Raw genomic sequence first — 14,679 nt, 5'->3', positions numbered from 1 at the left:
TTATTAAAATTAATCAACGTTCAAAGGAGGCACGGTGCGCCCCTGACGTTGGTAAAAATCGGTCACGAAGCTCTCTAATTTACCCTCTTCGATAGCCTTGCGTAAACCAGCCATTAAACGCTGATAGTAGCGCAGGTTATGAATGGTATTGAGACGCGCGCCCAATATTTCGTTGCAACGGTCAAGGTGATGCAAGTAAGCGCGTGAATAATTGCGACATGTATAGCAATCACACTCGGCGTCCAGCGGCGCGGTATCGCTTTTGTGCTTCGCGTTGCGGATTTTCACCACGCCGTCGGTGACGAACAGGTGGCCGTTACGCGCGTTGCGCGTCGGCATGACGCAGTCGAACATATCGATACCGCGACGTACCCCTTCCACCAGATCTTCCGGCTTCCCGACGCCCATCAGGTATCGTGGTTTATCGGCCGGGATCTGCGGGCAGACGTGCTCCAGAATACGGTGCATGTCTTCCTTCGGCTCGCCGACCGCCAAACCGCCGACAGCGTAGCCATCAAAGCCAATCTCTACCAGACCTTTCACCGAGATATCACGTAAATCTTCGTAAACGCTGCCCTGAATGATGCCGAACAGCGCATTTTTATTGCCAAGGCTATCGAAACGGTCACGGCTGCGCTTCGCCCAGCGCAGAGACATCTCCATTGAGCGCTTGGCGTAATCCCAGTCCGCTGGATACGGCGTACATTCGTCGAAGATCATCACGATATCAGAGCCGAGATCGTACTGAATCTCCATGGATTTTTCCGGATCGAGGAAAATCGGATCGCCGTTGATCGGGTTGCGGAAATGCACGCCCTGCTCGGTGATCTTACGGATATCGCCAAGGCTGAACACCTGGAAGCCGCCGGAGTCGGTCAGGATCGGTCCTTTCCACTGCATAAAATCGTGCAGATCGCCGTGCAGCTTCATGATCTCCTGACCCGGGCGCAGCCACAGGTGGAAGGTGTTGCCGAGAATAATCTGCGCGCCGGTGGCTTCCACCTCTTCCGGCGTCATCCCTTTGACGGTGCCGTAGGTGCCAACGGGCATAAAGGCCGGTGTTTCCACCACGCCGCGCTCAAACACCAGGCGACCGCGGCGGGCGCGACCGTCGGTGGTATCCAGTTCAAATTTCATGCTTGCTCCTGCGTCAGAAAAACAGTCCGACGTTTTCATACTCGCCACGGAATGATTCCGTGGCTAAAAAAATGCGTCATGGCGTCCAAAAAGCCGGCGGGCCGGCCTCTTCAGGGACGCTCAGAAATAGCCTGCGGATTGTACGTGATAAACATCGCATCCCCGTAGCTAAAAAAGCGATATTTCTGCTCCACCGCTACCTTATAGGCGTTCATGGTGTGCTGATAACCCGCAAACGCCGACACCAGCATAATCAGTGTGGATTCAGGGAGATGGAAGTTGGTTACCAGCGCATCGATCACCTGGTACTGATAACCCGGGTAGATGAAAATCTGCGTATCGTCGAAGAACGGCGCAATCAGGGCGTCTTTCGCCGCCTGCGCCGCGCTCTCCAGCGAGCGTACCGAGGTGGTGCCCACTGCGATCACGCGATTGCCGCGCGCCTTCGCCGCCAGCACCGCATCGACTACCTCCTGAGGCACTTCCGCATATTCAGAGTGCATGGTGTGCTCTTCAATGCTGTCGACGCGCACCGGCTGGAAGGTACCCGCGCCCACGTGCAGGGTGACAAACGCCATCTCAACGCCTTTGGCGCGCAGTTTATCCAGCAGCGGTTCGTCGAAGTGCAGACCAGCGGTCGGGGCGGCTACCGCGCCCGGCCTGGTGCCGTAGACGGTTTGATAGAGCTCGCGGTCAGCGTCTTCATCCGGGCGGTCAATGTAGGGCGGCAGCGGCATATGGCCAATCCCGTTAAGGATCTCCAGCACCGGGCGCTCGTCGTTAAATTCCACTTCAAACAGCGCGCCGTGACGCGCCAGCATGGTGGCCTGAATGCTCTCGTCGTCGCCCAGCAGCAGCTCGGCGCCCGGCTTCGGCGCTTTCGAGGCGCGAATATGGGCGAGGATGCGCTTATCATCCAGCATCCGCTCCACCAGCACTTCGATCTTGCCGCCGCTGGCCTTACGACCGAACAGACGCGCCGGGATCACCCGGGTGTTGTTAAACACCAGCAGATCGCCAGGATTGAGCTTATCGAGGATGTCGGTGAAGGTGCCATGCGTCAGCGCGCCCGTCGGCCCGTCCAGGGAAAGTAAGCGGCAGCTGCTGCGCTCAGGCATCGGATAGTGGGCGATCAGAGATTCGGGTAGTTCAAAAGCAAAATCGGTAACGCGCATGACGGTAACTCAGACTGAATAAAGAGGCGGGTAGTCTAGTGCCGGGGCGTTCTGCCTGCAACCTTTACCCCTCCGGACGAATGACATAATCTATATTCCAAATCATTCCGAATGCCACCATGCGGCAGCCGAATGCATCACCGGTGGCAGAGGGCCGCGCGCGGCCAGACAGCACGCCATTCGGGCACCGGGGCTGCCGTTCAGGGCGACGCGCAGCGCTACACCGCTCACTCTGCTCGCCATAAAGTATTTAAAGGATGTCGTCGCTATGAATTTTCTCGCCCACCTGCACCTGGCCCATCTCGCCGACAGTTCGCTGCCCGGCAATTTGATGGCCGACTTTGTGCGCGGCAACCCGCAGGGCGACTATCCGGCGGCGATCGTCGATGGCATCTATATGCATCGGCGAATTGACGTGCTGACTGACAACCTGGCGGAAGTCAAAGAGGCGCGGGAGTGGTTTCGCCCGCAGACCCGCCGCGTCGCCCCCATCACCCTCGACGTCATGTGGGATCATTTCCTGTCGCAGCACTGGGCGCAACTCTCCCCTGACCTGCCGCTGGACGAGTTCGTGCGCTACGCCGAGCGGCAGATCGTGCCGATCCTGCCCGACTCGCCGCCCCGCTTCGTCAATCTCAATCAATACCTGTGGTCGGAGCGCTGGCTGGAGCGCTATCAGGAGATGGATTTTATTCAGCGCGTGCTCAATGGCATGGCCAGCCGCCGCCCGCGTCTCGAGGCGCTGCGCGACTCCTGGCAGGATCTGGATACCCACTACGACCGGCTGGAGGGGCAGTTCTGGCGCTTTTATCCTCAGATGATGCGTCAGGCGAAAAACAAACAGCTGTAATCGCTGCGACATTGATAGGTAAAAGCTGGCTGAACGATTGTCAGCGCCTCTTTGTGTTATTGGCGGACAGGCTCTATACTTGCCCGCGTTGCGTTCCAAATAACCTTAGTAATTACAGGAGAATCAAATGGTTCTGGTCACTCGTCAAGCGCCGGATTTTACTGCAGCCGCTGTGCTGGGTAATGGTGAGATCGTTGAGAAATTCAATTTCAAACAGCACACCAACGGTAAACCTACCGTTCTGTTCTTCTGGCCGATGGACTTCACCTTCGTTTGCCCGTCTGAGCTGATCGCGTTCGACAAACGTTACGAAGAATTCCAGAAACGCGGCGTGGAAGTGGTTGGCGTTTCCTTCGACTCCGAGTTCGTGCACAACGCATGGCGTAATACCCCGGTAGACCAGGGCGGTATCGGCCCGGTTAAATACGCGATGGTTGCCGACATCAAACGTGAAATCCAGAAAGCTTACGGTATCGAGCATCCGGACGAAGGCGTAGCGCTGCGCGGCTCCTTCCTCATCGACGCCAACGGCGTGGTTCGCCACCAGGTGGTTAACGACCTGCCGCTGGGCCGTAACATCGACGAAATGCTGCGCATGGTTGACGCGCTGCAGTTCCACGAAGAGCACGGCGAAGTCTGCCCGGCGCAGTGGGAAAAAGGAAAAGAAGGTATGGCTGCCTCTCCGGAAGGCGTGGCAAAATACCTGACCGAAAACGTCTCCAGCCTGTAATCGGCACACGTTTTTATAAAAGGCCCGCTCAAGCGGGCCTTTTTTGTTAGCGGCGTCAAAATTTAAGAAAATGACCCGCTGATATTTGTGACCAGCAATACACTTCTGCTGAAAAATTCCGCTCTGCCTCTCATTTTTTCTCTGTCATATTTCAGCGTTAAATCTCAACCACTTCATAACACACTGAAAAACAAATAAATTATTTATATGATTTTCAGCCAGCACTTTGCCGTCGATGTGATCGCCATCAATATTTAAAACCGCGGATGTGATCTCATCCATCATTTTTATCAATGTATTTGGTCATGATTTTACTCAGGAACAGGAATACGTTCAGGAGAAGAGAATGGATATTATTTTTGACCCGACGTTAATCGCCCTGAAGCAGAATATTTCCCATGCGGAGGAGGCCATCGAACTGGCGGGTTCATTACTCGCCAGGCGCCAGATTTGCAGCGCCGAATATGTCAACGAGATGCTGACAGTATACGAGGATTTTGGCGCCGCCATCGTGATAGATGACGGGATTGCCATGCCGCACGCCCGCCCGGAAAAAGGGGCATTGCAGACCGGATTTTCGCTTGTCACCACCGCCACACCAGTGACCTTCGGCCACGATGAGTTCGATCCGGTTACCGTCGTCATCGCGATCGCCGGCGCCGATGCTGACAGTCATATCAAAATGATCCAACTGATTGCCTCGCTGATCGAGTCAGATATCGTGACTTTTCTTCAGCAGGAAAATGACGTGAATTCAGTCTTACATTTCATCCAAAAACAAATGGAGTAGTCATTATGTTAGTTATCAGAACGGTTTGTGGTAACGGTATTGGCAGTTCATTGATGGCTGCGAATAATGTGAAGAAGATCTGTGAAGAATTAGGTATCAAAGCGGACGTCGCTTCGGTCGATTTTGCTAACGCCGTCGGGGAAAAAGCCGACCTTTACGTCACGATCAAAGAACTGGCAAATCAATTTCCGGCCCACTGTCATGTCGCCATTATTCGCAGCTACGTCCATAAAGCAAAAATCGCCGAGGATATTACCGACGCGCTGATGAAAATTGCTGCGACTCACTCTTAATCAGCATAGAGGGAACGACCATGCAGGCTATTCTTAGTTTCTTAACGGAAATATTCAGTCAACCCGCTTTTTTAATGGGGCTTATCGCCTTCGTTGGCTTAGTGGCGCTGCGCTCCCCCGGCAACAAACTCCTTACCGGCACATTAAAGCCGATTTTAGGCTATTTGATGCTGAGCGCTGGCGCAGGCGTTATCGTTGCCAATCTCAACCCGCTGGGCGGTATTATCGAAGCTGGATTTAATATCCGCGGCGTTATTCCTAACAATGAAGCCATTGTCTCCGTCGCCCAGAAAATGCTGGGCGTGGAAACCATGAGTATTTTGCTGTTGGGCTTTATTTTCAACCTGATCATAGCCCGCTGCACCAAATATAAATATATCTTTCTCACCGGCCATCATTCGTTCTTTCTCGCCTGCCTGTTCTCCGCCGTCCTGCAGGCGGCGGAGTTCCAGGGCTGGATGTTGATCCTGATCGGCGGATTCCTGTTGGGCTCATGGTCGGCCATTTCCCCGGCCATTGGCCAGCGTTACACCAGGCAGGTAACCGAAGACGGCGGGATCGCCATGGGCCATTTCGGCTCCCTGGGCTACTACCTCTCGGCGTGGATCGCCAGCCGGACCGGCAATCCGGCAAACTCCTTCGCCGATACCGAAATTTCAGAGAAATGGGGTTTCCTGCGCGATACCACCGTCACCACCGGTATCGTGATGTTTGTTATCTACTTCATCTGCAGCGCTGTCGCCGGGTCGGCGTACCTGAGCACCATCACCGACCAGAATATGCTGATCTTCTCCGTGCTGACCGGTCTGCAGTTCGGCGTTGGCGTAGCCATTGTCTACAACGGCGTGCGGTTGATCCTCGGCGATCTGGTGCCGGCATTCCAGGGCATCAGCCAGAAACTGATCCCGGACTCCATCCCGGCCGTTGACTGCGCGGTGTTCTTCACCTTTAGCCCCACCGCGGTGGTGGTGGGATTCATCAGCTCCTTTGTGGGCGGTCTGGTCGGGATGCTCATGCTCGGCGGACTGGGCATGGCGCTGATTATTCCCGGCATGGTGCCGCACTTCTTCTGCGGCGGCACCTCCGGGGTCTTTGCCGACAAGCTGGGCGGTAAGCGCGGGTGTATCATCGCCGCCTTTATCGGCGGGATCTTCCTCGCCTTCCTGCCGGCGATGCTGCTGCCGGCGCTCGGCAACCTTGGGTTTGAAAACAGCACCTTCGCCGATTTCGACTTCGCAGTGTGGGGCATCATTATCGGTAACGCGTTCACCCAGTTTGGCCAGGTCACTATCTACCTGATTTGTCTGGCGCTGCTCGTCGCGCTGCTGGTGCCTTTCTGCTTCCGTCAGGTACGGGTAGTGGGCAACACGCTCAGCTCTGAGGAGCTTACTGCCAAGCAGAAAAATGAATAAGCGAGGTCATTTTTCCCTGCGGGAAGGTCACGCTTCCCGCCGCTGACAAATAATCAGGAGTGGTTATGGCTATTTTGTCCATTGGATTTGCCTGTTTCGATCAGTTTTTCTTTCTCAATGAATGGCCCCAGGAGAATACCAAAAACTTTTGTCATGATTTTATAGAAAGCGGCGGCGGCCCGGCGGCCAATGCGGCATGGCTGCTGGGATTATGGGGTGAGGAGGTCTATTACATCGGCCATCTGCATCAGGACCTTTACGGTCAGCGCATTATCGATGAGTTTGCCGAAGCGGGGGTGGATACCAGCCAGGTGGTTTTCTCCGATGACATGATCACCCCGCTGGCCTCGGTGCTGGTCAATCGCTTAACGGGTTCGCGGACGATTATTACCCGCAAGATGCAGACACCGCCTTCCCTGACCTACGATCAAAAGCTCAAACTGGACGACCTCGCCGAACGACTGATTGCCGCCGAGGAGCCGGTCACCATTTTAATTGACGGCCATGAGCCGGAAATCAGTGAATATTTAATTAAGAAACTGCCGAACGCCAGAGTGGTGATGGACGGCGGGTCACTGCGCGCCAGCAATATAAAACTCGCAGCCTGGACCGACTATTTTGTAGTGAGCGAACATTTTGCCCGCGATTATATGAGCTATCGCTCGCTGAGCACCGAAGCAGAAATTAAAGCGGCGCTGATTGAGCTGAATAAAATTTGCCGCGGTGAAGCATTTATTACCCTTGGCGAAAAAGGCTGCGCTTTTTTAAAAAGCGGTATGCTGCAGATCGTTCCTTCCTGGCTGTGCAATGCCGTTGATACCACCGGAGCCGGAGATGTATTTCACGGTGCCTTCACCTATGGCGTCCACTTCTCATGGCACATAGATAATATTATTTTATTTGCCAGCCTGACCGCCGCCATTTCTATTGAGAAAAAAGGGGTACGGGAATCTATGCCGGACCTGGCGGTCGTCCACCACTCGTTAAATAACTACGAGAGAAACTTAAAGCAATATTTTGAAGAATAACTGCATTTAATAAATATCAAGAGGTGAATATGTTAGTGTCGATGAAGGACATGCTTCAGCATGCCCTGCGGGACGGCTACGCCGTCGGTCAGTTCAACATTAATAATCTGGAATGGGTCGGCGCCGTATTAAGCACTGCCCAGCAGTGCCGCTCACCGGTTATTTTGGGCGTGTCCGGCGGCACGGTTAAGCATATGCTCGGGTTAAAATGTATTCATGACATCGTAGTTAACGCCATGGAGTATTTGCATATTGATGTTCCGGTGGCGCTGCATCTGGATCATGGTACCTCCCGGGAGGCCTGCGAAGCGGCGATCGCCGCCGGCTTCAGTTCCATTATGTTTGATGGCTCGCATCTGCCGTTCAGGGAAAACCTGGCCATTACTCGCCATCTGGTGACGCTGGCGCACAGCAAAGGTATCTCCGTGGAGGCCGAACTGGGGACTATCGCCGGCAGTGAAGACGGCATTGTCAATTCCGAAGTCATCTACGCCGATCCGCAGGAGTGCTACACCCTGGTGACAGAAACCCAGGTGGATTGCCTCGCCGCCGCGCTGGGCTCCACCCATGGCCTGTATAAAGGCAAAGCCCGACTGGGATTTACCGAGATGAAAGCCATTGCCGAGCGGGTGAAGGTTCCGCTGGTGCTGCATGGCGGCACCGGTATTGCCGATGAGGATATGCGCCGGGCGATTGCCTGCGGCACCGCCAAGATTAACGTTAATACCGAAAATATGTACGCCTGGTGCCAGCAGGTGAAGGCGATCTTTGCTGCCGATACCGGGCACGATGTGAACGATCCGCGGAAAGTGATCGCCCAGGGACTGCAGCCAGTACGCGAAATGATTGCCCGCCGCATGGCGCTTTTTGGCTCACAGCAGCGCTATTGATGCGTGAAAGGTGGCTGAGACCTCCGCCCCTTAGCAACCGGGGCGGAGGCGTCAGGCATCAGAAGGCAAAGCAGGAGCAACCCAGCACGCCCCAGAAGGCCTGCTCGTCGGAGACGGGAATCGACGATTTCCGCGCGATATCATGCTGATGGCCGTGGACACCGCAGCTACCGCAGCACTGGTGCATCTGGACTATGGCGCCAATTTTGGCCGCCGCTGGCGGAGCGGAACGGTAATGGCCCGGGACCTTCACCACCGGCGACCACTCCGGCAGCACCGGGATCGGCGGCGGCGCCAGCGGCGAGAAGTGACCGGCGGCGTACACCACTTTGCCATCAACCACCGTCAGCACCGACTCAATGCCTTTGATCTCCTCTTCCGCGACGCTGAAATAGTCCTTCGACAGCACCACCAGATCGGCAAGCTGACCGGCGGCCAGACGGCCCTTTTTACCCTGCTCGCTGGAGAACCAGGCGCTGCCCGCCGTCCACAGCTCCAGCGCGACATCGCGCGGCAGGCGGTTGTTGTCGTCATACATCGCCATCCCGCCAACGGTGCGCCCGGAGACCAGCCAGTACAGCGCGGTCCACGGATTATAGCTGGCGACGCGGGTGGCATCGGTCCCTAACCCTACCGGTACGTCCAACTCCAGCATTTTCGCTACCGGCGGCGTATGTTTCACCGCCTCTTTGCCGTAGCGATCGACAAAATATTCGCCCTGGAAGGCCATCCTGTGCTGCACCGCAATGCCGCCCCCCAGCGCCTTCACCCGCTCAATGTTGCGCTCGGTAATGGTCTCGGCATGATCGAAGAACCAGTGCAGGCCATTAAACGGAATGTCACGGTTCACCTTCTCAAACACATCCAGCATCCGGCTGATGGACTCGTCGTAGGTGGCATGCAGGCGGAACGGCCAGCGATGTTCCACCAGATGGCGCACCACCCGCTCCAGCTCATCTTCCATGCCTTGCGGCAAATCCGGCCGCGGCTGCAGGAAATCTTCAAAATCCGCCGCCGAAAACACCAGCATCTCGCCGGCGCCGTTGGCGCGATAGAAATCGGTTCCCTGCCCCGGCTTCAGCATATCGGTCCAGCGCTCGAAGTCCTCCAGCTCCTGCTTCGGTCGCTGGGTAAACAGGTTGTAGGCGATGCGCACGGTCATCTGATCTTTTGCGTGCAGCTGCTCGATAATTTCGTAATCTTCCGGGTAGTTCTGGAAACCGCCCCCGGCGTCGATGGCGCTGGTCAGCCCCAGTCGGTTCAGCTCGCGCATAAACTGACGGGTGGAGTTCACCTGCAGATCCAGCGGCAGCTTCGGCCCTTTGGCCAGGGTGGCGTAGAGGATCATGGCGTTTGGTTTGGCAATCAGCATCCCGGTCGGGTTGCCGTGGCTATCGCGGACGATCTCTCCGCCCACCGGATCCGGCGTCTCTTTGCTATACCCAACGGCTTTCAGCGCCGCGCGGTTCAGCAGTGCGCGATCGTAGAGATGTAGCACAAACACTGGCGTATCGGGCGCCGCGTCGTTTAGCTCTTCCAGGGTCGGCATCCGTCGTTCGGCGAACTGGAATTCGCTCCAGCCGCCGACCACCCGCACCCACTGCGGCGACGGTGTGCGATCCGCCTGATCCTTAAGCATTCGCAGGGCATCGGCCAGAGAGGGCACGCCCTCCCAGCGGAGCTCAAGGTTGTAGTTCAACCCTCCGCGGATCAGATGCAGGTGAGAATCGTTGAGGCCCGGGATCACCGTATGCCCTTTGAGATCGACGATCTGCGTTCCCTCGGCGGCAAAGCTCATGATCCGATCGTGGCTTCCGGTGGCAACAATTTTTCCGTCGGCGATGGCCACGGCTTCCGCCAGCGGATTCGCACGATCGAGGGTATGAATCTGGCCGTGGGTCAGAATCAGTGTGGCAGTTTGCGACATAACACACTCCTTGGGGAGGCTGACTCAGTTTTTCTTCAACCAGCCAGCAAACAGGCGGGTCACGATGGGCATCCAGAACCAGACCACCAGCGCAACCACGCAGGCATCATTGATCAGGTGCAGCAGCAGGCTCCCCTTAAGCGACGGCAACAGCATGCCGGTCACCGTCGGCACCAGGTTGGTGCTGGGGAAAATCACCAGCAGGGTGATCAGAAACTGTTTCCAGCGCCGCGGCTGGCGCACATTCGCCACCGGCGGGGTAAACCAGAAGGCCGGTTCGGTCCGCACCTCCGTCCGATCGCCCTCCGTCAGCAGCGGGGCAATTTCCGCCACCAGCTGACGACGGGTTTCCGACTGCGTCCAGGCATAGAGATGCTCCAGGGTGTCGAAGCGGATAATCACGCTCCACAGATTCTGCCCTGCGGCGGGCCGGATCACATTCGCCCCGAGATGGCCGGGAAACTCAGCCGCGATGGGCATGATTTTGCCGAGCCACTCTTCGTAGCGCTGGCCGTGTTGCGGATCGAGCAGATGGCTGATGACCAGGGTCACCGATTTTTGCTGCGCCATAAAGATTCCTTGCTTCAGGGGAATGGCAGGATGATTCTCGCCATTAGCCATAGATGACCATACACAACGTCATTCATGCTGCGTCGAGGCGGCAAGCCGGCACGTCCCGGGAGCTGACATCAGTCAGTGACCGGGGCGGGCAAAACCAGCCAACAAAGAGGCAGCCTGAAGGGTGAAGTGTATTTAAGCTTTACGCTCTGGCGCGCCATGCACCATGGTATAAGCGTAATCCACGCCCATCCCGTAGGCGCCGCTGTGTTCGCGCACCAGGTCCATCACCGCATCGTAAGTCGCTTTGCGCGACCAGTCGCGCTGGTACTCCAGCAGCACCTGCTGCCAGGTCACCGGCACCGCGCCCGCCTGCACCATCCGGTCAATGGAGCGCTCATGGGCGTCGACAGAGGTACCGCCGGAGGTATCGGTGACCACATACACTTCGTAGCCCGCCTCCAGGGCCATCAGCGCCGGAAACGTCAGGCAAACTTCGGTCCACAGAGCGGAGATCACCAGCTTTTTACGGCCGGTCGCTTTCACCGCCGCGACGAAGGCATCGTCTTCCCAGGAGTTCATTGAAGTACGCTCAATCGGCTTGACGTCAGGATGCACGGCCAATAATTCCGGCCAAATATAACCGCTGAAGCTTTTGGTCTCTACGGAAGTGTAAATCACCGGTACATTAAAAATTTTGCCGGCTTTAGCCAGCGCCACGGTGTTATTTTTGAGGGTCTGGCGATCGATATTCGCCACGCCGAATGACATCTGTGGCTGATGATCAATAAAGATAAGGGCGGAATTAGTGGGATCGAGCAGTTCACGAATAGACATTAAATACCTTCTTAATCAATTAGTTAAAAAGATGACATGATGGTTAATGCGTCGTGTAGATCCTGACTGATAAAGCATGGTGAGTATAGCCAGTTATTTCTAACAAGTTATTAAAGTTTTTTTGTGGTTTATATTTTGTCAGCGGTTAGTATTTACTCATGCCAGCTTTCATCAAAATTTTACGGCAAACTGTTCTGATTTATTCACTGGCATTGATTATTGCGCTTAGGTACAACAAGGGGAAATTAATGAATGGAAACTCCTGATGCGCGTAAACTTTGATGTTCTGATGATCCTTGATGCGCTGGACCGACACGGATCCTTCGCCACCGCCGCAGAGTCGCTGTATAAAACCCCCGCCGCTCTGAGCTATATGATCCAGAAGCTGGAGAGCGATCTGGAGATCGTCTTGTTGGATCGTTCCGGCCATCGGGCAAAATTTACTGATACCGGGCGGCTGATGCTGGAGAAGGGGCGACAGCTTTTAAGCGCCGCCAGAGATCTGGAAAAGCAGGCCCAGCAGCTGAGCGCGGGCTGGGAGCGAGAGCTGGCGATCGCCCTCGACGCCTCGTTTCCCTTTTCGGCCCTGCTGCCGCTGATCGCCGAGTTCTACGCGCAAAACCCGCAGACCCGGCTGAACTTCAGTCATCACACCCTCGCCGGTTCGTGGGAAGAGCTGACCCACCATGGCGCGGATATTATCCTCGGCGCCATCAATGAGCCGCCCACCTCCGCCGAGTGGTCATGGCAAACCCTCGGCGCGCTGGATAACATTTTCGTGGTCGCCCCGGCCCACCCGCTGGCGGGAGCGGAAACGCCGCTCAGCAATAAGCAGCTCAGCCAGCACCGGGCGGTGGTGATCCGCGACAGCGCCCGCTATTGCCATCCGCTGAACAGCAATCTGCTTGATGAACAGCCGCAAATCGGCGTCGATGATTTCGCCAGCAAAGTCGAACTGCTGTGCGCCGGGCTGGGCTGCGGCTTTCTGCCGCGTCATATCGCCCGCCCGTGGCTGGAAAAAGGCTGTCTGGTGGAGAAAAGCGTCGCCGGCTGGCGGGAAAAAGATATCACCTACATGGCCTGGCGCAGCGGGAATGACGGGCTGGCTCAGCGCTGGTGGCGGGAGGCGCTCCTCCGCGACGACCTGCTGAGCCAGCTCTATCGTTAACGACCGGACCAGACGCAGGCGGAGATAGCCGGGAGCGTCAGTACCCCGTCATGGAAGGCGCCGGCGCCCTCCTGCAGCGTCCAGGCTCCCACGTCCAACAGCGGCGAATCCTCAATAACCACTTCGCAGGCTTCGCCGCGGTTAATCGCCACCAGTACCCGCTGCTGTTTGTAGACGCGGACAAACACCACCACGTTATCCTCGGCGTAAATCACCTGGCAGCCGCCGTAGCGCAGCGCCTGGTGGGCTTTACGCAGTTTCGCCATTCGCTGATACAGCGCCAGCAGCTGGGTATCCTGCAGCGCCGGATCCCAAGGGAACGGTTTGCGGCAGAACGGATCGTTATTGCCATCTACGCCCACCTCATCGCCGTAGTAGATACACGGTACCCCGGGCCAGCTGAACAGCCACACCACCGCCAGCGGCAGACGCGCTACGTCTTTGCCAAGGAGAGATTTAAAACGCGCCGTATCATGGCTGTCGAGCTGGTTGAACATCCGCAGCTGCTGCTGATGCGACAGCCCGGCGCGATAATTATCCATCCACGCCATACAGGTCTGGGCGTCTATCTTCTGCGGATCGTAAGAGATATCGGTATTGGCGAGGAATCCCCAGATCGGGAAGGTGAAGCCGCGGTAGTTCATTGCCGCATCTTCGGCATCCGCCTGCAGCCACTGGCGCGCGTCGCCAAAATGTTCGCCAAAGACAAAGGCTTCCGGCTGCGTTTGTTTCGCCGCCTGGGTGATGCCGGCGATATGCCGCAGGTTATTCCGCGCCCCGCCGCCTTCGCCCAGCATGTGCACCACGTCCAGACGCCAGCCGTCCATACTCCACGGCGCCTTCAGCCAGTGGCGTACGATGCTGTCCTCGCCGGCATAGATCTCGTTGACCAGGCTGGTCGACCGATAGTCGAGCTTCGGCAGACTGGCATAGCCCAGCCAGTTGTGCGCCTGCCCCTGCCCGGAGAAGGTAAACCAGTCGCGCCACGGGGAGTCCGGATGGTGGCCGGCGCCGCCGCTGCCCTGCTGGTGGCGATCGAACCAGGGATGGGAATCGCCGGTATGGTTGAACACGCCGTCGAGGATCATACGCATCCCCGCCCGCTGGGTGTTGTGGCGCAAGCGGAGCAGCGCCGCGTCGCCGCCAAACTGCGGATCGACGCGCCGATAATCCTCGGTGTCGTATTTATGCACGCTGGGGGCGGCGAAGACCGGGTTCAGATACAGGGCGGTGACGCCGAGCTGCTTCAGGTAAGGCAGTTTTTCGCTGATGCCGTCGAGATCCCCGCCGTAGAACGTCGACCCGCCCGCTTCGCCGGTAAGCGGTTCGTCCCACGCCTTGCGCACAATCTCCCGTCCCGCCGCGTGATGGTAATAGACCGCATCCTGTTCGGCGTCACGCGCAGCGCTGCGGGCAAAGCGATCGGGGAAAATCTGGTAGAAAACCTGATCGGCCACCCACTGCGGGCCGGCGTCCGGCAGGTCGACGGCGAACTGCTCCAGCCTCGCCGGCGGGAAACGGCTGAAGCCCTGCGGCGTAAACCAGCGCTGATGGTCGGCCCACAGTAGCTTAAAGCTGTAGCGGCGGCGCGGCTGACCGCTGGCGAGAGAGATTTCGCCGCGCCATGCCACCACACCCGGCCTCGGCGCCTGGCGGAGGCGCTGCATCGGCAGCGACAGCTCTTCGTTATCTTCTTCCGCGCGCAGCGTGATCCGCTGCGGCAGCGACTCACCGCTCAACCACAGGGTAATAAACAGTCGGTCCTGTTGCACCTTGATAAAGGGTGCAACCGGAAGGTGCCATGCCTTCAACATCGTGAATCCTCATTGTGCAGAATGGGCACACCTTGCCATAGCCGTCAGGCGCAGAACTCATCGTCACAGG

General features: G+C 57.1%; 15 protein-coding genes and 1 pseudogene. 8 read left to right on the top strand and 8 right to left on the bottom strand.

The window, feature by feature from the left end:
* Positions 1-9: 9 nt before the first annotated feature.
* The 3 genes and pseudogenes from tgt to ABLU50_RS00705 all read right to left on the bottom strand — a co-directional run bounded on the left by tgt (position 10) and on the right by ABLU50_RS00705 (position 2,492).
* Entirely contained in the window at positions 10-1,137 is a 1,128-nt protein-coding gene (gene tgt / locus ABLU50_RS00715; RefSeq protein WP_002890395.1) for a tRNA guanosine(34) transglycosylase Tgt, read from the bottom strand.
* Positions 1,138-1,247: 110 nt separating this feature from the next.
* Positions 1,248-2,312 carry a tRNA preQ1(34) S-adenosylmethionine ribosyltransferase-isomerase QueA gene (gene queA, locus ABLU50_RS00710; protein WP_004204841.1) on the bottom strand — a complete coding sequence of 355 codons (1,065 nt, stop codon included), beginning with the start codon at positions 2,310-2,312 and terminating at the stop codon, positions 1,248-1,250.
* A gap of 64 nt (positions 2,313-2,376) precedes the next feature.
* Positions 2,377-2,492: pseudogene (locus ABLU50_RS00705) on the bottom strand (hypothetical protein).
* An 88-nt stretch (positions 2,493-2,580) separates the two neighbouring features.
* On the opposite strand from ABLU50_RS00705, the gene acpH reads away from it, so the two are divergent.
* Both acpH and ABLU50_RS00695 read left to right on the top strand, forming a co-directional pair.
* Positions 2,581-3,162, top strand: a complete 582-nt coding sequence (gene acpH, locus ABLU50_RS00700) for an ACP phosphodiesterase (protein WP_004204843.1) — start codon at positions 2,581-2,583, stop codon at positions 3,160-3,162.
* Positions 3,163-3,289: 127 nt separating this feature from the next.
* Entirely contained in the window at positions 3,290-3,892 is a 603-nt protein-coding gene (locus ABLU50_RS00695) for a peroxiredoxin (protein WP_004178733.1), read from the top strand.
* 144 nt (positions 3,893-4,036) lie between these two features.
* Here ABLU50_RS00695 and ABLU50_RS00690 read toward each other — a convergent pair whose 3' ends face one another.
* Entirely contained in the window at positions 4,037-4,183 is a 147-nt protein-coding gene (locus ABLU50_RS00690) for a hypothetical protein (protein ID WP_060656998.1), read from the bottom strand.
* Between the two features lie 55 nt (positions 4,184-4,238).
* Here ABLU50_RS00690 and ABLU50_RS00685 point away from each other — a divergent pair, with 55 nt between their 5' ends.
* The 5 genes from ABLU50_RS00685 (at position 4,239) to fba (ending at position 8,305) form a co-directional block, all read left to right on the top strand.
* Positions 4,239-4,682, top strand: a complete 444-nt coding sequence (locus tag ABLU50_RS00685) for a PTS sugar transporter subunit IIA (RefSeq protein ID WP_004204845.1) — start codon at positions 4,239-4,241, stop codon at positions 4,680-4,682.
* A 5-nt stretch (positions 4,683-4,687) separates the two neighbouring features.
* Positions 4,688-4,975, top strand: a complete 288-nt coding sequence (locus ABLU50_RS00680) for a PTS sugar transporter subunit IIB (RefSeq protein ID WP_017898931.1) — start codon at positions 4,688-4,690, stop codon at positions 4,973-4,975.
* 20 nt (positions 4,976-4,995) lie between these two features.
* Positions 4,996-6,387 (top strand): PTS ascorbate transporter subunit IIC, encoded by a 1,392-nt coding sequence (locus ABLU50_RS00675; protein WP_087832584.1) that lies wholly within the window; start codon positions 4,996-4,998, stop codon positions 6,385-6,387.
* Positions 6,388-6,452: 65 nt separating this feature from the next.
* On the top strand, positions 6,453-7,415 hold the full coding sequence (locus ABLU50_RS00670; protein WP_087832585.1) for a PfkB family carbohydrate kinase: 963 nt from the start codon (positions 6,453-6,455) through the stop codon (positions 7,413-7,415).
* Between the two features lie 35 nt (positions 7,416-7,450).
* Positions 7,451-8,305 (top strand): class II fructose-1,6-bisphosphate aldolase, encoded by an 855-nt coding sequence (gene fba, locus ABLU50_RS00665; RefSeq protein WP_074423857.1) that lies wholly within the window; start codon positions 7,451-7,453, stop codon positions 8,303-8,305.
* 58 nt (positions 8,306-8,363) lie between these two features.
* On the opposite strand, the gene ABLU50_RS00660 is transcribed toward fba, so the two are convergent.
* The 3 genes from ABLU50_RS00660 to ABLU50_RS00650 form a co-directional block, all read right to left on the bottom strand.
* Complete coding sequence (locus ABLU50_RS00660; RefSeq protein WP_017898933.1) at positions 8,364-10,232, bottom strand: amidohydrolase; 1,869 nt, start codon at positions 10,230-10,232, stop codon at positions 8,364-8,366.
* 24 nt (positions 10,233-10,256) lie between these two features.
* A complete protein-coding gene (locus ABLU50_RS00655; RefSeq protein WP_004204853.1) occupies positions 10,257-10,802 on the bottom strand; it encodes an antibiotic biosynthesis monooxygenase in 546 nt (181 codons plus the stop codon).
* Positions 10,803-10,985: 183 nt separating this feature from the next.
* On the bottom strand, positions 10,986-11,627 hold the full coding sequence (locus ABLU50_RS00650; protein WP_002890357.1) for a hydrolase: 642 nt from the start codon (positions 11,625-11,627) through the stop codon (positions 10,986-10,988).
* Between the two features lie 265 nt (positions 11,628-11,892).
* On the opposite strand from ABLU50_RS00650, the gene ABLU50_RS00645 reads away from it, so the two are divergent.
* Positions 11,893-12,795, top strand: a complete 903-nt coding sequence (locus ABLU50_RS00645) for a LysR substrate-binding domain-containing protein (RefSeq protein WP_004204855.1) — start codon at positions 11,893-11,895, stop codon at positions 12,793-12,795.
* On the opposite strand, the gene malZ is transcribed toward ABLU50_RS00645, so the two are convergent.
* Positions 12,792-14,609, bottom strand: a complete 1,818-nt coding sequence (gene malZ / locus ABLU50_RS00640) for a maltodextrin glucosidase (protein ID WP_087832586.1) — start codon at positions 14,607-14,609, stop codon at positions 12,792-12,794. The genes ABLU50_RS00645 and malZ overlap by 4 nt on opposite strands.
* Positions 14,610-14,679 lie beyond the last annotated feature (70 nt).

The sequence above is a fragment of the Klebsiella sp. GG_Kp173 genome, assembly GCF_040062415.1.
GTDB classification, from domain to species: Bacteria; Pseudomonadota; Gammaproteobacteria; order Enterobacterales; family Enterobacteriaceae; genus Klebsiella; species Klebsiella quasipneumoniae.
This window is presented reverse-complemented; position numbering and strand designations above follow the sequence as displayed.

Bases quoted from the DNA above. Each gene is read 5' to 3' on its own strand.
- ABLU50_RS00670 (WP_087832585.1), top strand. From the start codon at position 6,453: ATGGCTATTTTGTCCATTGGATTTGCCTGTTTCGATCAGTTTTTCTTT.
- ABLU50_RS00695 (WP_004178733.1), top strand. From the start codon at position 3,290: ATGGTTCTGGTCACTCGTCAAGCGCCGGATTTTACTGCAGCCGCTGTG.
- tgt (WP_002890395.1), bottom strand. From the start codon at position 1,137: ATGAAATTTGAACTGGATACCACCGACGGTCGCGCCCGCCGCGGTCGC.
- ABLU50_RS00675 (WP_087832584.1), top strand. From the start codon at position 4,996: ATGCAGGCTATTCTTAGTTTCTTAACGGAAATATTCAGTCAACCCGCT.
- queA (WP_004204841.1), bottom strand. From the start codon at position 2,312: ATGCGCGTTACCGATTTTGCTTTTGAACTACCCGAATCTCTGATCGCC.
- ABLU50_RS00645 (WP_004204855.1), top strand. From the start codon at position 11,893: ATGCGCGTAAACTTTGATGTTCTGATGATCCTTGATGCGCTGGACCGA.
- ABLU50_RS00650 (WP_002890357.1), bottom strand. From the start codon at position 11,627: ATGTCTATTCGTGAACTGCTCGATCCCACTAATTCCGCCCTTATCTTT.
- ABLU50_RS00655 (WP_004204853.1), bottom strand. From the start codon at position 10,802: ATGGCGCAGCAAAAATCGGTGACCCTGGTCATCAGCCATCTGCTCGAT.
- malZ (WP_087832586.1), bottom strand. From the start codon at position 14,609: ATGTTGAAGGCATGGCACCTTCCGGTTGCACCCTTTATCAAGGTGCAA.
- ABLU50_RS00680 (WP_017898931.1), top strand. From the start codon at position 4,688: ATGTTAGTTATCAGAACGGTTTGTGGTAACGGTATTGGCAGTTCATTG.
- ABLU50_RS00685 (WP_004204845.1), top strand. From the start codon at position 4,239: ATGGATATTATTTTTGACCCGACGTTAATCGCCCTGAAGCAGAATATT.
- ABLU50_RS00660 (WP_017898933.1), bottom strand. From the start codon at position 10,232: ATGTCGCAAACTGCCACACTGATTCTGACCCACGGCCAGATTCATACC.
- acpH (WP_004204843.1), top strand. From the start codon at position 2,581: ATGAATTTTCTCGCCCACCTGCACCTGGCCCATCTCGCCGACAGTTCG.